Source organism: Micromonospora sp. HUAS YX12, from assembly GCF_040215685.1.
GTDB lineage: Bacteria > Actinomycetota > Actinomycetes > Mycobacteriales > Micromonosporaceae > Micromonospora > Micromonospora tulbaghiae.
In genome coordinates this window covers 3,450,302-3,469,618 of sequence record NZ_CP157974.1, presented here as the reverse complement: position 1 = coordinate 3,469,618, position 19,317 = coordinate 3,450,302, and the positions used below count along the sequence as shown (strand labels likewise).

At 76.2% G+C, this 19,317-nt stretch carries 16 protein-coding genes; 7 read left to right on the top strand and 9 right to left on the bottom strand.

All coding sequences use genetic code 11. From position 1 onward, the window contains the following. The first annotated feature begins 3 nt into the window (after positions 1-3). Positions 4-2,472, top strand: a complete 2,469-nt coding sequence (locus ABIH81_RS16890) for a DUF3488 and transglutaminase-like domain-containing protein (RefSeq protein WP_349875892.1) — start codon at positions 4-6, stop codon at positions 2,470-2,472. Positions 2,473-3,058: 586 nt separating this feature from the next. Here the strand turns inward: ABIH81_RS16890 and ABIH81_RS16885 are convergent. From ABIH81_RS16885 to ABIH81_RS16845, 9 genes are all read right to left on the bottom strand, one after another. Then, positions 3,059-3,460: a DUF3040 domain-containing protein gene (locus ABIH81_RS16885; RefSeq protein ID WP_128139017.1), complete on the bottom strand. Its 402-nt coding sequence runs from the start codon at positions 3,458-3,460 to the stop codon at positions 3,059-3,061. A 115-nt stretch (positions 3,461-3,575) separates the two neighbouring features. After that, positions 3,576-4,835: a DNA polymerase IV gene (locus ABIH81_RS16880; RefSeq protein ID WP_349875891.1), complete on the bottom strand. Its 1,260-nt coding sequence runs from the start codon at positions 4,833-4,835 to the stop codon at positions 3,576-3,578. An 80-nt stretch (positions 4,836-4,915) separates the two neighbouring features. Next, the gene (locus tag ABIH81_RS16875; protein ID WP_349875890.1) at positions 4,916-6,103 is read right to left on the bottom strand and encodes an alkaline phosphatase family protein; all 1,188 of its coding nucleotides are present in this window, start codon (positions 6,101-6,103) and stop codon (positions 4,916-4,918) included. Continuing rightward, positions 6,100-6,831 carry a methyltransferase domain-containing protein gene (locus ABIH81_RS16870; RefSeq protein ID WP_334463510.1) on the bottom strand — a complete coding sequence of 244 codons (732 nt, stop codon included), beginning with the start codon at positions 6,829-6,831 and terminating at the stop codon, positions 6,100-6,102. The genes ABIH81_RS16875 and ABIH81_RS16870 overlap by 4 nt, the downstream gene beginning before the upstream one ends. Positions 6,832-6,862: 31 nt before the next feature. Next, a complete protein-coding gene (locus tag ABIH81_RS16865; protein ID WP_091420839.1) occupies positions 6,863-7,042 on the bottom strand; it encodes a hypothetical protein in 180 nt (59 codons plus the stop codon). 96 nt (positions 7,043-7,138) lie between these two features. Further along, positions 7,139-10,489 (bottom strand): error-prone DNA polymerase, encoded by a 3,351-nt coding sequence (locus ABIH81_RS16860; RefSeq protein ID WP_349875889.1) that lies wholly within the window; start codon positions 10,487-10,489, stop codon positions 7,139-7,141. A gap of 18 nt (positions 10,490-10,507) precedes the next feature. Further along, positions 10,508-12,181, bottom strand: a complete 1,674-nt coding sequence (locus ABIH81_RS16855; protein ID WP_349875888.1) for a DNA polymerase Y family protein — start codon at positions 12,179-12,181, stop codon at positions 10,508-10,510. Beyond that, positions 12,178-12,939: a hypothetical protein gene (locus ABIH81_RS16850; RefSeq protein WP_349875887.1), complete on the bottom strand. Its 762-nt coding sequence runs from the start codon at positions 12,937-12,939 to the stop codon at positions 12,178-12,180. Before ABIH81_RS16850 ends, ABIH81_RS16855 begins: the two co-directional genes overlap by 4 nt. A 140-nt stretch (positions 12,940-13,079) precedes the next feature. Further along, complete coding sequence (locus ABIH81_RS16845) at positions 13,080-13,583, bottom strand: SAV_6107 family HEPN domain-containing protein (protein ID WP_349875886.1); 504 nt, start codon at positions 13,581-13,583, stop codon at positions 13,080-13,082. A gap of 528 nt (positions 13,584-14,111) precedes the next feature. On the opposite strand from ABIH81_RS16845, the gene ABIH81_RS16840 reads away from it, so the two are divergent. The 6 genes from ABIH81_RS16840 to crtI are packed head-to-tail and all read left to right on the top strand — an operon-like array spanning position 14,112 to position 19,303. After that, a complete protein-coding gene (locus ABIH81_RS16840; RefSeq protein ID WP_349875885.1) occupies positions 14,112-14,600 on the top strand; it encodes a YbaK/EbsC family protein in 489 nt (162 codons plus the stop codon). Then, positions 14,597-15,328, top strand: coding sequence for a monooxygenase (locus tag ABIH81_RS16835; protein ID WP_349875884.1), 732 nt, complete (start codon positions 14,597-14,599; stop codon positions 15,326-15,328). Before ABIH81_RS16840 ends, ABIH81_RS16835 begins: the two co-directional genes overlap by 4 nt. Then, positions 15,325-15,876 carry a GNAT family N-acetyltransferase gene (locus ABIH81_RS16830; protein WP_349875883.1) on the top strand — a complete coding sequence of 184 codons (552 nt, stop codon included), beginning with the start codon at positions 15,325-15,327 and terminating at the stop codon, positions 15,874-15,876. Before ABIH81_RS16835 ends, ABIH81_RS16830 begins: the two co-directional genes overlap by 4 nt. Continuing rightward, on the top strand, positions 15,873-16,679 hold the full coding sequence (locus tag ABIH81_RS16825; RefSeq protein WP_349875882.1) for a carotenoid biosynthesis protein: 807 nt from the start codon (positions 15,873-15,875) through the stop codon (positions 16,677-16,679). The genes ABIH81_RS16830 and ABIH81_RS16825 overlap by 4 nt, the downstream gene beginning before the upstream one ends. Next, entirely contained in the window at positions 16,676-17,803 is a 1,128-nt protein-coding gene (locus ABIH81_RS16820; RefSeq protein WP_349875881.1) for a glycosyltransferase family A protein, read from the top strand. Before ABIH81_RS16825 ends, ABIH81_RS16820 begins: the two co-directional genes overlap by 4 nt. Positions 17,804-17,815: 12 nt before the next feature. After that, positions 17,816-19,303 (top strand): phytoene desaturase family protein, encoded by a 1,488-nt coding sequence (crtI, locus tag ABIH81_RS16815; RefSeq protein ID WP_349875880.1) that lies wholly within the window; start codon positions 17,816-17,818, stop codon positions 19,301-19,303. Positions 19,304-19,317: the final 14 nt, after the last annotated feature.

The window sequence follows — 19,317 nt, the reverse complement described above, 5'->3', positions numbered from 1 at the left end:
CCTGTGACCCCGCACCGCAACATCGGGTTCGTCGCCGCGGCGGCGACGCTGCTGGCGGCGGCCCCGCTGTCGGCGATCTTCGAACGCTGGACCTGGCTGATCCAGGCCGCCGTCGTGGTCTCCGTGGTGTCCGGCTCGGCCGCGTTGAGCCGCCTGGGCCGGATGCCGCTGTGGGGGCAGGTGCTGGCCATGCTGGCCGGGCTGACCCTGGGCCTGACGTGGGTCTTCCCCGGCGGCACCGAACTGCTCGCGTTCGTGCCGACCCCGGCCACGTTCGCCCACTTCGGCGACCTGCTCCAGACGTCGTTGCAGGACATGCGCTCGTACGGCGTGAAGGTGCCGGACGTCGACTCGCTGCTGTTCCTCGCGGTGCTCGGCATCGGCGCGGTCGCTGTGGTGGTGGACGTGCTCGCGGTCGGGTTGCGCCGGCCGGCGCTGGCCGGCCTGCCGATGCTCGCCATCTACTCGGTGCCGGTCGCGGTGTACGTGGACAGCGTCCCGGCCACCCCGTTCGTGGTGGGCGCCGCCGGTTACCTCTGGCTGCTGGTCACCGACAACGTCGACCGGGTACGCCGGTTCGGCCGCCGGTTCACCGGCGAGGGGCGCGACGTGGACGTCTGGGAGGCGTCCCCGCTGGCCGCGGCCGGACGGCGGCTCGCAGTGGTCGGCGTGATCGTGGCGGTGGCGCTGCCGCTGGCCGTGCCCGGGATGACCGGCGGGCTGCTGAACAACGTCGGCACCGGGCCCGGCGACGGCAACGGGCGGCCGGGCCAGGGCGGCAGCTCCGGGCGGGTCGACCTGTTCGCGGCGCTCAGCGGCCAGCTCAACCAGAGCGAGGAAGTCGATCTGGTCAGGGTCAGCACCAACGAGACGGCCCCCTTCTACCTGCGTCTGGGCGTGGTCGACGACCTGCGGCCCAGCGGCTTCCAGGCGCGCGTGCCGACCGGGCGGCCGGTCACCCGCCCGCTGCCCGATCCCGGGGAACGCGCCCCGCGCGGCGTCGACCAGCAGCGCTACCGCGCCACCGTCGAGGTGACGAAGAACCTGAACATGCCGTTGATGCCGGTCTACGCCGAGCCGGTCAAGACCGACGACCTCAACGGCAACTGGCTGTACGACCCGAACCAGCAGGTCGTCTTCTCCAACCGGGACAACGCCCGCGGCAAGAGCTACTCGTTCGACTACGTCCGGTCCACCTTCAGCCCGGCGGCGCTGCGCGCGGCCCCGTCGCTGCCCTCGGACAGCCCGGTCATGCGGCAGCAGACCGAACGGCCGTCCGTCCCGGCCGTCGAGGAACTGGTCGCGCAGCTGGTCAGGGGCAAGTCGAACGACTACGACAAGGTCCGGGCGATCTACGACTACTTCTCGGTGGAGAACGGCTTCACCTACGCGCTGTCCACCCGCAACGGCAGCAGCGGGGAGGACATCACCGACTTCCTCGCCACCAAGGTCGGCTACTGCCAGCAGTATGCCGCGGCCATGGCCTGGCTGGTCCGGGCCGCCGGCATCCCGGCCCGGGTCGCCGTCGGGTTCACCAACGGCAGCAAGGCCGACGGCGACGCGTACGTGCTGACCAACCGCAACCTGCACGCCTGGACCGAGGTCAACTTCGGCCCCGCGATCGGCTGGGTGCCGTTCGACGCCACCCCGGCGGCGGCCGTGTCGGGCTCGGTCCGCTCGGCCTGGGCGCCGGACATCGACGCCCCCGAGGAGGTCACCCCCTCGGCCGGCAGCACCAGCGCTCCCGACGCGGCCGGCCCGTCGGCCGGGCCGAACGAGGCGGACCGGCTCGACAAGGACACCGACCAGGGCCTGACGCTGGACCAGGGCGGCCCCGCCGAGGAGAGCCCGGTCTGGCCGTGGTGGCTGGCCGGTGCGCTGGCGCTGCTGGCGCTGCTCGCCGTACCGGCCCTGCGCCGCTCCGCCCTGCGCCGCCGCCGGCGCGTCCGGGCGGTCACGCCCGCGGCCACCGCGCTGCCGGTGCCGGGCCAGCGCGGCGAGACACGGCAGGTCGTGGTCGGCGTGGACGCCGAGGCGGCCCGCGCCGACGCGCACGCCGCCTGGGACGAGCTGCTCGACACGCTCGTCGACTTCCACGTCCGGGTGGACCGCACGGAGACCCCACGGGCCACCGCCGAGCGGCTGGCCCGGGAGGCGCTCGCCGAGAGGGGCGACGCCGCAACCGGGGTACGCCTGCTCGGCCGCGCCGAGGAACGAGCCCGCTACGCCCGTGACCCGCTGGCCGACGCGGAGTTGCAGCCGGCGCTGCGCACGGTCCGGGGCGCGCTGGCGGCGGGCGCGGACCGCCGTACCCGGCTGCTGGCCGCGCTGCTGCCCCCGTCGGTGCTGCAGCGCTGGCGCACCGCTCTGGCCGAGCGGTCGGCACGGGTGGTGACCACGAGCGGTCAGGTCAGGCAGCGGATGACGCGCTGGAGCCCTCGCCGCCTCCTGGCCGGCCGCCCCGCCCGCTGACCCCCCGCCCGCCCCTCCCGCCCTCCCTCTCAGCGTTGATCAAGGAGTTTGTGTCCGAATCCAGCCCTGCTGAAGACACAAACTCCTTGATCAACGCTCCTGGGCCGGATGCGCCCGAGATCTTGGTACGGAATGGCCCCCATAGGGGCGCTTTCCTTCCAAGATCTACGGCGGCTCCCGGGATACGGGCGGCGGATCCCGCCTGCCGGGCGACGCATGGCTGATGGGACGGACGGGCCGGGCAGCCCGCGCCCGCGATCTTGCAGTCTGTGCCCGGGTGAACGGGACATTCGGGGCACAGCTCGGGCCGAAAGTGCAAGATCGCGAGGGAGGAGCGGCGTGAGCCGTGCGGGCGGGAACCGGGGCTCGCGTCATGTGCTGACGGAGGCACGGCGGTGCGCACGGGAGGCGAGCTGCGGAGGTCGCGCCGCCGCGGTGGGACGGTGAACTCGATCGCGGGCGCGACTGAGCGCGGGCCCTCGCCCGCGCTACCCGGCGACCGGCGGCAAGACGCCCCGGCGGCGCTTGCCGGCCTGTCACGGAGGCGCCGCCGGTTTCCCGCCCCCGGCTCAGGGGCGGGGCGCGGTCAGCGGTGGCCCTCCGGGCGCTGCCGCCAGCGGTCCTCCATCCGGTCGAGGAAGGAGCCCCGGCGGCCACCACCACTGCGGCCACGGGGACGACGCCGGCTCGTTGTGCCGCCGACCACGTGCAGGTCGGGCGACTGGGATCGGCGGTGCGACTGCACCGCGTAGCCCAACGAGGCCAGCATGACGACGAAACCCGCCACGGCCACCGCGGGAATCTTGATCACGGCACCGTAGATCAACAGGGCCAGACCAGCGACGACCACGCCGGCAGCGACGAGCACGCGACGCCGCGCGTGGAAACGCGGGTCGCTGGCGCGCACGGCCGAGGCGAACTTGGGGTCCTCGGCAAGCGACCGCTCGATCTGCTCGAACAGCCGCTGCTCGTGCTCCGAGAGCGGCACGGCACTCCTCCCCGGTCACGTTGGTCGGCCCGGGCGGGCCGACAGACCGTGGCAGCCAACCGGCTGCTTACCCGCAAGTCTACGAGGGCCCCCGCGCGTCGGAAAGCGGGACGACCTACGGCCCGGCCGGTTTTTCGACTTGTCGTGTATCACGACGGCCGAGAAGACTGGCCGGACCTATGACGGACCGCCCGAATCGGGCAGCCGCCGCGTCGGCCACTGCCTCCGCCTCGCGCCAGCCGCGCTCGGGCGCCCCCAGGGTGAGCTGCTGCGGGGTCTCCCCCGCGGGGGCGAGACCTTCCATCCGGACACCGACCAGCCGAACCGGCTCGCCCGGGGCCAGCGCGCCCCACAGCGCCCAGGCCGTGTCGAACATCTCCCGGGCGGTGTCGGTGGGCACGGCGAGCGTACGGGAGCGGCTGATCGTCCGGAAGTCGGCGAAGCGGACCTTGAGCGACACGGTACGGCCCACCTGTCCGGCCGCCCGCAGCCGAGCGCCGGCCTTGTCGGCGAGGGCGAGCAGGGACCGCCGGATCTCGTCCGGGTCGCTCACGTCGGTGTCGAACGTGACCTCCGCGCCGATCGACTTCTCCACCTGCTCGGGCGTGACCCCGCGCGGGTCACGCCCCCACGCCAGCTCGTGCAGCTGGGTGGCGGACGCCTCGCCCACTGCCCGGCGCAGCAGGCCGGCCGGTGCCTCGGCGAGGTCGCGTACGGTGCGCAGGCCGAGGCGGCGCAGCGCGTCCGCGGAACGCTCCCCCACGCCCCACAGGGCGGACACCGGCAGCGGGTGCAGGAAGTCCAGCACCCGGGCGGCCGGGACCACGAGCAGGCCGTCGGGTTTGGCCCGGGTGGAGCCGAGCTTGGCCACGAACTTGCTCGCTCCCACCCCGACCGAACAGGTCAGTCGCTGTTCCTCGGCCACCCGGCGGCGGATCAGCGCGGCGATGTCGGCGGGCCGGCCGAACAGCCGACGGGCTCCTGCCACGTCGAGGAACGCCTCGTCCAGCGAGAGCGGCTCGACCAGCGGGGTGACGTCCCGGAAGATCCGCATGACCGCCCGCGACGCCTCGGTGTAGGCGGCGAAGTCGGGCGGGAGGTAGACCGCGCCGGGGCACAGCGCCCGGGCGCGGGCGGTGGGCATCGCGCTGCGGACGCCGTACCGCCGGGCCTCGTAGCTGGCGGAGCTGACCACGCCGCGCGGCCCGACGCCGCCCACCACCACCGGCCGGCCGCGCAGCTCGGGGCGGCGGCGCACCTCCACCGAGGCGTAGAACGCGTCCATGTCGACGTGCAGGATGGTGCAGCCGGTGTCGTCGGCGTCCGGCCCGAAGCGCGGGTCACCGCCCCGGGGCAACGACTGGCTACGGCCCATGTCAGCAGGCTAGCCCGCCGGTCCGACAACCCCACCGCCCAGGCCGCGGCCACCGGCGCAGCGGCGCGGACGAACCGGGGTCAGCCCCGGACCACCAGCAGCGGGACCGTCATCTCGACGGCGGTGTCCGCGCCGTGGTACGCCACCAGCCGCGACGCCGTCGGCGGCTCGGAACGGGTGGCGACCACCGCGTACGTGTCCCGGCAGACCACCACCACGTCGCCGATCCGGGCCAGGTGTGCCTCGGGCACCGGGCCGAACCAGCCGGTCGCCACCGCCTCGGCCCGGGTCAGCACCTGCGCGGCCGGGCCCAGCACCTCGGTCCAGGCGGCCACCACGTCGGTTTCGGCACCCGGCTCGACGTGCAGGTAGCGGACCCGGGGCTCACCGGCGACCACCCGTACCCCGGCCCGCAGTCGGGGGTCGGCGTCCAGGTCGATCCGGTGCCCGGCGGGCACGTCGAGCTGGCCGTGGTCGGCGGTGACCAGCAGCGCGGCGTCCGGCGGCAGCCCGTCGACGAGCCGGGCCAGCAGCGCGTCCACAGCGGCGGCGGCGGTCCGCCAGGGTGCGGAGTCCACGCCGCTGAGGTGCCCGTGCCGGTCCAGGTCGGGGTGGTAGCCGGAGACGAGTGCGGGCCCGTCCCCGGCGGCGAGCGCCGCCAGCATCCGGGCGGCGAGCGCGTCGACACCGGCCGCGCCCCGATAGTCGCCGCCCCGGTTGGCGGCGAGCGTCAGGCCGCTGCCGGCGAACTCGGGACGGCTGACCACCGTCACCGCGACCCCGGCGGCGCGCGCCCGCTGGTACCAGGTGGGCACCGGCTGCCAGCTCGCCGGGTCCGGGTCGCTGGCCCAGTCGACGTGGTTGAGCACCCGGTCGGTGCCGGGCACCCGGACCGTGAAGCCGAGCACGCCGTGCGCGCCGGATCCGGTGCCGGTGCCGAGGCTGACCAGGCTGGTCGGGGTGGTCGACGGGAAGCCGGTGGTGAGCGGCCGGCCGACGGTGGCGGCCAGGCCGGCGAGCGTCGGGGCGTACGGGGCGGCGGTGGGGATCTGGTACCAGCCGAGGCCGTCGACGAGCAGCACCGCGATCCGGCGTACCCCGGTCAGGTGCGGGACCAGGCCGAGCCGGTCGGCCGCGCCCGGTACGTCGAGCAGCGCCAGCGCGCTGGGCAGCACGTCGGTCAGGCAGCCGCCGTCGTAGCGCGGCGCCACCGGGTCGAGCGGACCGGGCGTCGGACCGGGCGTCGGATCGGGAGCCGGGCCGGTCATGCCGGGCGGCGGGCGAACAGGTGCAGCTGGGCGGCGAGATCGCGGTACGGGGACCGGGCGGCGAGGGCGCGCTCCAGCTCCACCAGGGCGGCCTGCTGTCCGTCGGCCACCGCGGCCGGGAGCAGGTCGGCGAGCACCCGTACCCCGTGGATCTCCTCCACGACGAGGCCGGCGGCGGTGAGCAGCGCGCTCGCGTCGGCGGCGTCGTAGCGGCGGCGCAGCGTGTCCCGGCCGCCGGTGGTGCCGTGCGGGTCGGCGGCGAGCGCGGCGGCGGCGTCCAGCTGCCCGTTCATCGCCCGGCCGAACACGGCGGCGGCCCGCCCGGCGACGAGCACGCTCGCCGCGCCACCCGGGCGCAACGCGGTGACCAGCGCGGACATGACCGGTTCCGGGTCGTCGACCACTTCGAGGACGGAGTGGCAGAGCACCAGGTCCACGGTGGCCGGTTCGACGAGTCCGGTGAGCGCGTCGGCGTCGCCCTGCGTCGCGCGTACCCGATCGGCGACCCCGGCCTCGGCGGCCCGGCGGGTCAGCGCGGCGAGCGCGTCGGGGCTGGCGTCGACCACGGTGACCCGGTGACCGGCCTCGGCGAGCGGGACGGCGAAGCCGCCGGTCCCGCCTCCGACGTCGAGCACGGAGAGTCGTTCGCCGGCCCGCCGGTCCAGCTCGGCCCGGACCACCGACCAGATGACGGCGGTGCGGGGGGTGAGGGTTCGGATCTGCTCCACGCGCCGAGCCTAGTCACCCCCCGGCCCGGGTTCAGGACTCGCCGCCGCCGGCGGGGTCGTCCTCGGCGCGGGAGCGCTGGTTGTTGGCCACCGGGCCGTCGGTCACCTGGTACTCCCGCGGCTCGGCCTCGTGGGTGGGCGCCCAGTCGGCGCCGAGGCGGGTCCGCCGGGCGTTCGCCACGCCACCGGCGTACGTGCGGTGAAAGGTCATCTGTTCATCCCCCATACCCCGGGTGGGCCACTCTGCCCACCCGCGTCGGGAGTCTCCCGCCTCCGGCTCGCGGAAACCGTAATGTGGATCACTCCATCAACGGAAATCCCTGGATGCCGGTGTGACGGGCGGCTCGATCGCGTCCAGCCGGTCCGCGGTGAGGTTCGTGACGCCCTCGTGCCGCTGCAGCCGGCCCCGCACCACCAGTGCTCCGCTGGTGCGGGCGATTCGACGGTATCTCTGCCACAACCCCGGGGAGCAAGTGACATTGAGCATCCCGGTCTCGTCCTCCAGGTTGAGGAACGTGACGCCGCCGGCGGTCGCCGGGCGCTGCCGGTGGGTGACGATCCCGCCGACCCGGATCCGCTGCCCGGGCGGCACCTGGCCGAGGCGGGCGATCGGCACCGCGCCCAGTTCGTCGAGCCGGTCCCGGATGAACCGGGCCGGGTGGCTCTCCGGGGACAGGCCGGTGGCCCAGACGTCGGCGACCAGGCGGTCCACCGCGGCCATGCCGGGCAGGGTGGGCGGGTCCGCGCCGGTCACCGTGCCGGGCAGCCGGCCGGGCCGGTCCTGGGCCGCCGCGCCGGCGGCCCAGAGGGCCTGCCGCCGGGTCAGCCCGAAACAGGCGAAGGCGTCGGCGGTGGCCAGCGCCTCCAGCTGCGCAGCGGTGAGACCGACGCGGCGGGCCAGGTCCGGCATGTCCCGGTACGCCCCGTGCGCGGTCCGTTCCGCCTCGATCCGCTCGGCCACGTCCTCGCCGAGGGTACGGACGCTGCCCAGCCCGAGCCGCACCGCCGGACCGCCCAGCCCCCAGGCGTGCGGCGGCTCGCCCGGCACGCTGCCCCACCGGGTCTGCGGCGTGGACTCCAGCACCGCCTTGGCGCCGCTGGCGTTGATGTCCGGCCGGCGTACCTCCACGCCGTGGCGGCGGGCGTCGTCGGCGAGCGTCTGCGGCGAGTAGAAGCCCATCGGCTGGGCGTTGAGCAGCGCGGCCAGGAACGGGCCCGGGTGGTAGCGCTTGAGCCACGAGCTGGCGTACACCAGGTAGGCGAAGCTCATCGCGTGGCTCTCCGGGAAGCCGTAGCTGGCGAACGCGGTGAGCTTGCGGTAGACGTCGTCGGCCAGCTCGCCGGTGATGCCCCGCTCGGCCATCCCGGCGTAGAGCCGGTCGGCGATCTGCGCCATCCGCTCCACCGACCGTTTCGCCCCCATGGCCCGGCGCAGCTGGTCGGCGCCGGCCGCGTCGAACCCGGCCAGGTCGATGGCGAGCTGCATGAGCTGCTCCTGGAACAGCGGCACGCCGAGCGTCTTCTCCAGCGCGTTGCGCATCAGCGGGTGCGCGTACGTGACCGGTTCCTGGCCGTTCTTGCGCCGGATGTACGGGTGCACCGAACCGCCCTGGATCGGGCCGGGACGGATCAGCGCCACCTCCACCACCAGGTCGTAGAACTCGCGCGGCTTGAGCCGGGGCAGCGTGGCCATCTGGGCGCGGCTCTCCACCTGGAACACGCCCACCGAGTCGGCCCGGCAGAGCATGTCGTAGACCTCGGGGTCGTCCAGGTCCATGTCGCCCAGGTCGAGGCTGGACCCGATCAGGTCGTAGCCGTAGTGCAGCGCCGAGAGCATGCCGAGGCCGAGCAGGTCGAACTTGACCAGGCCGACGGCGGCGCAGTCGTCCTTGTCCCACTGGAGCACGCTGCGGCCGGGCATCCGGCCCCACTCCACCGGGCACACCTCGATCACCGGCCGGTCGCAGATCACCATGCCGCCGGAGTGGATGCCCAGGTGCCGGGGGAACGTCTGCAGCTCGTTGGCGTACGCGACCACCTGCTCGGGGATGTCCGCCACGTCGACCGCGGCGACCGAACCCCACCTGTCGATCTGCTTGCTCCAGGCGTCCTGCTGGCCGGGCGAGAAGCCGAACGCCTTCGCCACGTCCCGCACCGCCGACCGGGGCCGGTACGAGATGACGTTGGCGACCTGGGCGGTGTGCTCCCGGCCGTAGCGGGCGTAGACGTGCTGGATCACCTCCTCCCGGCGGTCGGACTCGATGTCCACGTCGATGTCGGGCGGGCCGTCGCGTTCCGGGGCGAGGAACCGTTCGAACAGCAGCCGGTGCCGGACCGCGTCCACGTTGGTGATGCGCAGCGCGTAGCAGACCGCCGAGTTCGCCGCCGACCCCCGGCCCTGGCAGTAGATGTCCTGCGCGCGGCAGAACGCGACGATGTCGTAGACCACCAGGAAGTAGCCGGGGAACCCGAGGTCTTCGATCATCCGCAGCTCGTGTTCCAGCTGCGCGTACGCCTCCGGGTGCGCCTCGGGCGGGCCGTAGCGCTCGCGGGCGCCGTCCATGGTCAGCCGGCGCAGCCAGCTCATCTCGGTGTGCCCGGGCGGCACCGGGTACGCCGGCAGCTTCGGCGCCACGAGCTGGAGGTCGAATGCGAGTTCCGCGCCGTATTCCGCGGCCCGCGCCACAGCGCCCGGGTACGCGGCGAACCGCGCCGCCATCTCCGCGCCGCTGCGCAGGTGGGCGGTGGCCGCGGCGGGCAGCCAGCCGTCGATCTCGTCGAGGCTGCGCCGGGCCCGCACCGCCGCGACTGTGGTGGCCAGCCGCCGCCGGCCCGGGGTGGCGTAGTGCACGTTGCCGGTGGCCACCGTGGGCAGTCCGGCCGTGGCGGCCAGCTCGGCGAGCGCGTCGTTGCGGTCGGCGTCGACCGGGTGGCCGTGGTCGGTCAGCTCCACCGCCACCGTCTCCGCGCCGAACAGCGCGGTGAGCCGGTCCAGTTCCCGGGCCGCCGCGTCGACGCCCTCGGTGAGCAGCGCCGCCGGCACGTGCCCCTTGCGGCAGCCGGTGAGCACCAGCACGTGGTCGCGCAGCTCGTCGGCGATCTCCTCCAGCTCGCCGTAGACCGGTCGGCCCTTCTCCCCGCCGCGCAACTGGGCGCGGGAGATGGTGGCGGCCAGGCGCGCGTACCCCTCGTGGCCGTGCGCGAGCACCAGCAGGTGCCGGCCGAGCGGGTCGGGTTCGCCGTTCTGCGGGCCGGGCAGCCCGAGGGACAGTTCCGCGCCGAAGATCGTCGGCAGCCGCAGCGCGCGGGCCGCCTCGGCGAAGCGCACCACGCCGTAGAAGCCGTCGTGGTCGGTGACGGCGAGCGCGGTCAGCCCGAGCCGGGCCGCCTCCTCGGCCAGTTCCTCCGGGTGGCTGGCCCCGTCGAGGAAGCTGAAGTTGGAGTGCGCGTGCAGCTCCGCGTACGGCACCACGCCGTCCGGGCGGGCCAGCTCCGGCGGCCGGTATTCCTGGCGCTTGCGGCTCCAGGCCGGTGAGTCGCCGCCGTCGGCGTCGACCGCGAGCGGGTCGACCACGTGCAGGTGCCGCTCGCCCCCGGCCCGGCCGGAGAGCACCTGCTCCAGCTTCGACCACGGCATCTTCGGATTGTGGAAGCTCACCGGTGCCTCCTCCGGCGCTCAGTCATAGATCGCCTCCACCAGCCACTGCCCGCCCTCGACCGCGAGCAGCAGGGCGGCGCCGTCGGCCAGGCACACCTGGAACCGGGCCCGGCGGCGCGCCTCGGCCGGCGCCCACCAGCGCTCGTCCACCGGCCACGGTCCGGCCCAGCCGGTGATCTCGGCCGGGCGCCCGTCGCCGACGGTGAGCCGGGCCGGCGCCGCGCTGACCGCCAGCCGGGCGCTCACCACGACCGGCTCCCCCGCCGCGTCCCGCACGTCGGCCGGCAGCGGAGCGGGCAGCACCACGGCCGGCGACGGTGGCGGAATCCGCCCCGGCCACGGCGGCTCGGGCGTCACCCGGCCCCGCCCGGCCCGCCGCCCCGCACCACCCCCAGCGGGTACGACGACGGGGGCGGACGCGGCACCCGGAGCGGGCGCGGCGGGTGGCAGGGGTGGCGGGCCGGGGCGGGCGGGCACCCGCTCGTCGCCCCACGGCACCAGGCGCACCTGGTCGGCCGGGGACCGCCCGCCACCGAGCACCGCGGTGACCACCGCCTCGGGGCCGAGGATGCCCTGTACCCGGCTCAGCGCCCGGTGCGCCCGCTCCCGCTCCTCACCGGTCTCCCCCCACAGCCCGGGTTGCAGGCCCGCCTGGGCGAGCACCCCGTCGGGCACCAGTCGCAGCCGGACGATCCCGGCGGTGGGCCGGGCCGGACGCGTCCCGCCCCGGCCGTTGCTGCCGGAGAGCCAGCCGTCGAGCTGCCAGCGGACCCGGTCGGCGATGGCCCCGGCGGTGAGCAGGCCGTCGTGCCGCCAGACCCGGTGCAGTTCCTGTCCGTGCGCGGTGACCGCCTCGATGCCGAGCCGGGTGCAGGCCAGCCCGTACCCGGCCAGCCGCTCGTGCAGCCGCTCGGCGAGCGTGCGGGCGGCGAACGCGGCGGCGTCGACCCGGTCGACCGGCTCGTCGTAGTCGGCGGTGACGGTGAGGTCGGCGGGTGGCTGCCGGACCGCCAGCGGGCGGTCGTCCCGGCCGCCGGCGAGCCGGTGCGCCAGCGCACCGTCGAAGCCGAACCGGGCCAGCACGTCCCCGGCCGGCAGCGCCGCGAACTCGCCGAGGGTACGGACGCCGAGCCGGCGCAGCAGGTCGGCCAGGGCGGGCCGGCCGAGCGCCTCGACCGGCCGGGCGGCCAGGAACTCTCGGGTGCCGCCGGGGGCCACGATCCGCCCCTCCCGGGCGGCCAGCCCGGCCGCGAACACCCCGTCGGCGATGCCGACCTGGCTCTCCACCGCGCAGCTCTGCGCGACGTGCTCCACGATCCGCTCGGCCGCCGCCTCCTCGCCGCCGAGGTAGCGGCTCGGCCCCCGGGCCGCCGTGGCGCAGGCGCCGGGCCGGATCACCTCGACGCCGGCGACCACCTCCTCCACGGCGGCCACCACCGGTTCGAACGCGCGCACGTCCCGGCCGGGGTCGTGGTCGACCACCGTCAGGTGCGGGCAGCGCCCCTGCGCCTCGCGGCGGCGCAGCCCGCGCCGGATCCCCTCGGCGCGGGCCCGCTCGGAGCAGGCGATCACCCGGTTGGCGTGCAGCACCACGACCGGGTCGGTGGCGGGCACCCCGTCGACGATCTCGGCGGCGAGGACCGGCCAGTCCGGGCACCAGAGCAGCAGCGTCCGCTGCGGTACGCCGCTCACGCCGGACCGGCCGCGGCGAGCGTACGGGCGGGTGGGGCGACCACGCGCAGCCGGCGCGACGGCGCGGCGGACAGGGCGCCGAGCCCGGCCGAGCGGGGGATGATCCGGGTCAGCTCGTCACCGGGCAGCCACACCTTGATCTCCTTGGGACGGGCGGCGGCGCCCCGGCCCCGGGCCGAGACGGTCACCTCGCGGCGGCGCAGCCGGCCGCGACCGGGGCCGAGCCCCTGCCAGACGCCCCGGACCACCTGGAGCGTGACGTCCGCGCCGTCCCACCTGCCGTACGGGACGAGCACGCTTCCACGCTGCCGGGCACGGGCCGCCAGCCGGGTGGCGACCGAGGCGGAGACGGTGGCCGGCACGGCGGTGACCACCACGTCGACCCCGTCGATGAGCGCGGCGACCACCGTGGGCCACTCCGGCCCGGGGTCGGGCACCAGGGCCAGCCGGTCCAGGGCGATGCCCGCTTCGGCCGCCGCGCCAGCCCCGAATGTGGGTACGCCGACCACGGCGCACCACGAGCCGGCCCGGGACGCCTCGGCGAGCAGCGCGAGGATCAGCGAGGTGGCGCCGCTGCGCCGGGGCTGGCCGGCGCCGACCGCGACGGTGCTGCCGCGCCGCAGGCCGCGGTTGGGCAGCAGCCCGGTCAGCTCGGCCCGCACGGGAAGCACCCGGTGGCCGCCGGCCGGGTCGGGCGCGCTCGCCGGCCGGACCAGATCGGCCAGGGCGGCGGAACCGGCCACCATGCGGCCCGCCATCGGACCAACCCCCCGTCGTGTTTCGCCACGGGCCTCGCCCGTGGATGGTGCTGTGGATCGTGTCGTGCGCGGCACGCTCGTGCCGTGGGTGCGGCGCCCGGCCACCCGGGGTCCCGCCGGTGGTGGCCGGGCGCCACGAATCAGGCGGCGGCTGCTCCGGGCCGGGGCGGGGAGCCGGAGGCGCCGAGCCGCAGCGGGCGGGGCAGGCCGTCCAGCGCCGGCTGGTGTGCCAGGCCGAGCGCGGTCTCCACCACTGTCACGAACTCCTCGGCGGCGCGCAGCAGGTCGTCGGCCTCCCGGGCGGTGACCACGCGGGGGATGCCGGCCTCGGCGGCGGCCCGCTTGCTCGCGCCGGCGGCGAAGTAGGCGGCCCACTCGTCCAGCTCGGGGGCGACGGTGGCGAGCAGCACCCAGACGCTGGTGATGCGGTGCCGGCGGGTGGGCGCGGGGCGGGCCCGGGCGGCGAGCACGGCGGCGGCGGCGCGCAGCGCCGCGAGGTGGGCGGCGGCGTACCGGAGGCCGTCGGGACGGGTGCGGGCGGCCTCGGCCAGCCCGTCGCGGGCCACCGCGAGCAACTGGGCGGGGGTGCGGTGCGGCAGCACGTGCGCGGGCACCGTGGGCGCCTGGGCCGGACTGGTCGGCATGGGTCTCTCCTCCGCGTGTGGCCGGGGCGGGCGGTCGCGCGACGGGGAACGTCGCCCGGTCGCCCGGAGCGGTCGGTGCGGAGGAAGACGCACCTTCAGGTGGCGGCCGGCCGGATGTGGACGCTTCCCCACACCCACACCCGGCCGGCGTGCCGGCGGGTCCGTCGCCCGCCGCCCGGGGGTCGTGGGCGGCGGGCGACGACCTGCCTGACGGGCCCGGACTCGCGACTGTCCGAGACCCGGTGCGGCCCGCGGTGCCGCACCTCCCGGAAGCCGGTGCCGCGAAACACCGCTTCCGGAGCGTTCGACGGGTGCGCGACCGGCTCGGATCAGGCCGGGCCAGCCGGGGAGCTGAGCCGCTTGCCGTTTGAGGCGAACCTGACATCGAGCCGGAATCGAACACTCGTTCTAACTACCCTGACAGTACACCTCCCCACCGACGAAAACGCAACGTGTGACGCGCCGGGGACGCACGGGAGGGCGACGACCCCCGGCGGGGCGGTACCGGGGTGGGGGAAGAATGGGTGCATGCAGCCACACCCGAACGTGCAGGCGGTGCAGCGCGCGCTCGACGACGCGGGCGCGCGGAACGGATCGGGCGAGGCCAGCCTCGTCCGACTGCTGCCCGAGGCGGTGCACACCGCGGCCGCGGCGGCCGAGGCGCTCGGCGTCGCCGTCGGCGCCATCGCCAACTCGCTGGTCTTCGACGCGGACGACGCGCCGCTGCTGGTGCTCACCTCCGGCGCGCACCGGGTGGACACCGCCGGGCTGGCCGCCACGCTGGGCGTGACCCACCTGCGCCGGGCCACCCCGGAGTTCGTCAAGCGGCACACCGGGCAGGTGATCGGCGGCGTCGCCCCGGTCGGCCACCCCGCGCCGCTGCGGACCGTCGTCGACACCGCGCTGGCCGGGTACGACGAGGTGTGGGCGGCCGGCGGCGTACCCCGGGCGGTGTTCCCCACCACGTACGCGGAACTGCTGCGGATCACCGCCGGCACCCCGGCCGAGGTGGCGTGAACCCCGGACTCGTCACGCTGCACGTGTGGCGTGTGCCCCGCCGGGCCGTACCCGGTGTGCCGGCCCGGATGGCCACCCACCCGGCACGGCTGCGCCGGCTACCAGGCGTGCGCTTCGCCAAGCTGCTCGGCACCGGGACCGGCACCGGCTTCGGCCCCGGCGACGCCGACCTGACCCGGTGGGCCGCGCTCGTGGTCTGGGACTCCCCCGCCGGCGCGGACGGCTTCGACGCCTCCCCGGTCGCCCGCTCCTGGTCCCGGATCGCCCGCGCCGCGGTACGGGTGGACCTGCGCCCGCTGACCAGCCGCGGCCGGTGGTCCGGCCGGGAGCCGTTCGGCACGCCGTCCGGCGGCCGGGTCACCGGGCCGGTGCTGGCGCTGACCCGGGCCCGGCTGCGGGCCCGCCGCGCGGCCACGTTCTGGCGCGCGATCCCGCCGGTCGCCGCCGAGCTGCACACCGCGCCCGGCCTGCTCGCCCGGTTCGGCGTCGGCGAGGCGCCGCTGGGCTGGCAGGGCACGGTGAGCGTGTGGCGCGACCCGGCGGACCTGGTCGCGTTCGCGTACCGTTCCCCGGAGCACCGCGCCGCGATCACCCGTACCCCCGCCGAGGGCTGGTACGCGGAGGAACTGTTCGCGCGGTTCGCGGTGGGCGACGTGGTCGGCGACCGTACGGTGCTCGGCTGGGCCGCCGCCGAAGGCGACCCGGAAACATCGAGAGGGCACGCATGAGGCTGGTGCGGTGGACACCGGACGACCTGGTCCGGCGGCTGGACGACGTGGTGGCCGTCTACGGCGAGGCGATGGGCTACCGGCCCGACCTGCTGGAGGCCCGCCGCGGTTACATCGCCACCCACGTCCGCCGTCCCGGCTTCCGCGCCGTCGCCAGTCTGACCAGCGAGGGGCACCTGGCCGGGTTCGGGTACGGCTACCGGGGCGCCACCGGGCAGTGGTGGCACGACCAGGTGCACCGGGCGCTGAACGCGCAGGACCGGCAGCGCTGGCTGACCCACCCGTTCGAGGTGGTCGAGCTGCACGTCCGCCCGCCCGCGCAGGGGCACGGCCTGGGCGCCCGCCAGTTGCGCGCGCTGCTCGCCGTGGCCGAGGGCGACACCACGCTGCTGTCCACGCCGGAGGCCGACGAGGAGAAGTCCCGGGCCTGGCGGCTGTACCGCCGGTTCGGCTTCGTCGACGTCCTGCGCCACTTCCACTTCCCCGGCGACGAGCGGCCGTTCGGCGTGCTCGGCCGGGATCTGCCGCTGCCCGCGGACCAGTCGTGAAGAGCGCGCGGCTGCCCTGGGCGCTGCTGGCCGTGCTGGTGCTCGCCCAGATCTGCTACCCCCTCACCGGCGGCGCGACCCGGGCCGGGCTGACAGTGGCCACCGTGGTGCTCGGGTGGCTGCTCTCGGTCGGCCACGCGCTGCTCACCCGCGGCGCCCGTACCGCCGGCGCGCTGGTCGCGGTCGTCACCGGCGGCGGGTTCGCGGTGGAGGCGATCGGCGTGGCCACCGGGTTCCCGTTCGGCAGCTACGACTACTCGGGTGAACTGGGCCCGAAGCTGGCCGGGGTGCCGCTGATCATCCCGCTCGCCTGGACCTGGATGGCCTGGCCGGCCTGGCTCACCGCGGTCCGGCTGGTCCGTTCCCGGGTCGCGCGGATCGCGCTCTCGGCGGTCGGGCTGGCCGCCTGGGACCTGTTCCTCGACCCGCAGATGGTGGCCGAGGGCTACTGGACCTGGCTCGACGCCACCCCGGCGCTGCCCGGGCTGCCCGGCATCCCGGTCAGCAACTACCTGGGCTGGCTGGGCTTCGCGGTGCTGCTCGCAGTCGCGCTGCGCCCGCTCGCCGGGCCGCCGGCAGACCGGGTCGACGGCCGGGACGCCCCGATGTTCGCGCTCTACCTCTGGACGTACGCCTCCAGCGTGCTGGCGCACGCGGTGTTCCTGCGGCTGCCCGCGTCGGCGCTGTGGGGCGCGGCCGGGATGGCGGTGGCGGCGGTGCCGCTGGCGGTGACGTTGTGGCGGGCCCGCCAGGACCGGGCCGGCACGCCCGAGCCGGCGCCGCGCGTCGACGCCCCGGCATGATCGCCGCCCTCGCGCCGGCCGTGGCGGTCGCCGTGCTCACCGGGCACACGCTGGTCAACGCGTACGCCTGGCTGCGCCGCCCCACCGCCGGCCCGGCCGAGGTGACCGAGCCGGTGGCGGTGCTGCTGCCGTTGCGCGACGAGGCCGAGCGGGTCACCCCGTGCCTGCGCGCGCTGCTGGCCCAGCGCGGCGTACCGGACCTGCGGATCGTGGTGCTCGACGACGGCTCGACCGACGGCACCGGCGACGTGGTCCGCGCGGTGGCCGGTGACGATCCCCGGGTCACGCTGCTCACCGGCGTCGCCCCGCCGCCCGGCTGGCTGGGCAAGCCGCACGCCTGCTGGCAGCTCGCCACCCGTACCGGCCCGGAACCGGCCGTGCTGGCCTTCGTCGACGCCGACGTGGTGCTCACCCCGTACGCGGTGGCGGCGGCGGTGACCGAGTTGCGCGCGGCGGACGCGGCGCTGCTGTCGCCGTACCCCCGGATCGTGGTGCGGACGGCGGCCGACCGGCTGGTGCAGCCGTTGTTGCAGTGGTTGTGGCTGACGTTCCTGCCGCTGCGCGCGATGGAACGCTCGCGGCGGCCCTCGCTGGCCGCGGCGGGCGGGCAGTTCCTGGTCGTGGACCGGGCCGGCTACCTGCGGGCCGGCGGGCACGCGGCGGTGGCCGACAAGGTGCTGGAGGACATCGAGCTGGCCCGGGCGGTGAAGCGGGCCGGCGGGCGGATCGCGCTGGCCGACGGATCCCGGCTGGCGTCCTGCCGGATGTACGACACCTGGCCGCAGCTGCGCGACGGCTACACCAAGTCGCTGTGGGCGACGTTCGGGCACCCGGCCGCCGCGGCGGCCGTGCTGACGCTGCTGTTCGCGCTCTACGTCGCGCCGCCGCTGCTGGCCGCCGGGGCGCTGCTCGCCGGCGCGCCGGCGGTGGCCGCTGTGGCGTTCCTGGCCTACCTGGCCGGCGTCGCCGGACGGGTGGTGAGCGCCCGCGCCACCGGCGGGCGGGCGTGGCCCGACGCGCTGGGCCACCCCGTGTCGGTCGTGGTCCTCGGTTGGCTGACCGTCCGGTCGTACCATCTGCGGAAGCGACACCGGCTCACCTGGCGGGGTCGCCCGGTCACCTAGGAGGGGCACGCCATGGCGCGCATCGTGGTCATCGGCGCCGGGGTGGGCGGGCTCGCCGCCGCCGCCCGGCTCGCGGTCACCGGGCACGAGGTCACCGTCCTCGAACGGGCCGGCACGGTCGGGGGCAAGCTCGGCCGGTACGCCCACCACACCCCGGAGGGGGTGTGGCACTTCGACACCGGTCCGAGCCTGTTCACGCTGCCGCAGGTCTTCCACGACCTGTTCGAGGCGACCGGGGCGAAGCTCGACGAGTACCTCGACCTGGTTCCGCTGGACCCGATCGTGCGGCACGTCTTCCCCGGCGGCGGGCCCACGCTCGACTCCTGCGCCGACCCGGACGAGTTCGCCGCCCGGATCGGCGCCGCGTTCGGCGACCGGTCCGCCGCCGACTGGCGGGGGCTGTGGCGGCGCGCCGGCCGGGTGTGGGCGGCCTCGCACCGGGACATCCTGCGCCGTACCGTCGACTCGCCCCGTGACCTGGCGGCGCTGGCCTGGCGGCTGGGCGACCTGGCCGCCATCGGCCCCGGCCGCAGTCTGCGCGGGCTGGGCCGCCGCCACCTGTCCGACCCGCGGCTGCGGATGCTGCTCGATCGGTACGCCACGTACACCGGCGCCGACCCGCGCCGCGCCCCGGCCGCGCTCGTCGCCGTGCCCTACGCCGAGCTGGCGTACGGCGGCTGGTACCTGCGCGGCGGGCTGGGCACGCTCGCCGACGCGCTGCTGTCGCGCTGCCTGGACCTGGGCGTGGTGGTACGCACCGGCGCCACCGTCACCCGGATCGACGCCGCGGGCGGACGGGTGCACGGGGTACGCGTGGCCGGGATGGCCGCGCCGGTGCCCGCCGACGTGGTGGTGGCGAACGTGGACGCGCTCACCGTCTACCGGGATCTGCTGCCCGACCCGCGCCGGCTGGCCGCGCTCACCGACCGCAGCCTGGCCGGGTTCGTGCTGCTGCTGGGCGTACGCGGCGACTCCGGGCCGGCCCACCACACCGTCTTCTTCCCCCGCGACTACGACGCCGAGTTCGACGCCGTGTTCGGTGACCCGGGTCGCGGGGTGCGGGCCCGCCCGGCGCCCGACCCGACCGTGTTCGTCACCGCGGCCGACGACCCGGCGGTCCGGCCGGACGGCCACGAGGCGTGGTTCGTGCTGGTCAACGCGCCCCGGCACGGCACCGCCGCGAGCGCCGTGGACTGGCGCCGGCCCGGCCTGGCCGAGGCGTACGCGGACCGGATCCTCGACGTGCTGGCCGAGCGTGGGGCCGACGTGCGGGACCGGCTGGTGTTCCGGGAGATCCGCACCCCGGCCGATCTGGACGCGGCCACCGGCGCGCCGGGCGGGGCGATCTACGGCACCGCGGGCGGGCTGCTGCGCCCGGCCAACCGGGGCCCGGCGGCCGGGCTCTGGCTGGTCGGCGGCTCCAGCCATCCGGGCGGCGGCCTGCCCATGGTCGCGCTGTCCGCGGAGATCGTCGCGGAGGCGGTCGGCCCGGCCTGGTAAGGAAGGGCCCCCTA

Excerpts from the sequence above, each read along its gene's own strand:
- ABIH81_RS16880 (WP_349875891.1), bottom strand. The coding sequence starts at position 4,835 with ATGGGCCGTAGCCAGTCGTTGCCCCGGGGCGGTGACCCGCGCTTCGGG.
- ABIH81_RS16875 (WP_349875890.1), bottom strand. The coding sequence starts at position 6,103 with ATGACCGGCCCGGCTCCCGATCCGACGCCCGGTCCGACGCCCGGTCCG.
- ABIH81_RS16865 (WP_091420839.1), bottom strand. The coding sequence starts at position 7,042 with ATGACCTTTCACCGCACGTACGCCGGTGGCGTGGCGAACGCCCGGCGG.
- ABIH81_RS16850 (WP_349875887.1), bottom strand. The coding sequence starts at position 12,939 with ATGGCGGGCCGCATGGTGGCCGGTTCCGCCGCCCTGGCCGATCTGGTC.
- ABIH81_RS16845 (WP_349875886.1), bottom strand. The coding sequence starts at position 13,583 with ATGCCGACCAGTCCGGCCCAGGCGCCCACGGTGCCCGCGCACGTGCTG.
- ABIH81_RS16840 (WP_349875885.1), top strand. The coding sequence starts at position 14,112 with ATGCAGCCACACCCGAACGTGCAGGCGGTGCAGCGCGCGCTCGACGAC.
- ABIH81_RS16830 (WP_349875883.1), top strand. The coding sequence starts at position 15,325 with ATGAGGCTGGTGCGGTGGACACCGGACGACCTGGTCCGGCGGCTGGAC.
- ABIH81_RS16820 (WP_349875881.1), top strand. The coding sequence starts at position 16,676 with ATGATCGCCGCCCTCGCGCCGGCCGTGGCGGTCGCCGTGCTCACCGGG.
- crtI (WP_349875880.1), top strand. The coding sequence starts at position 17,816 with ATGGCGCGCATCGTGGTCATCGGCGCCGGGGTGGGCGGGCTCGCCGCC.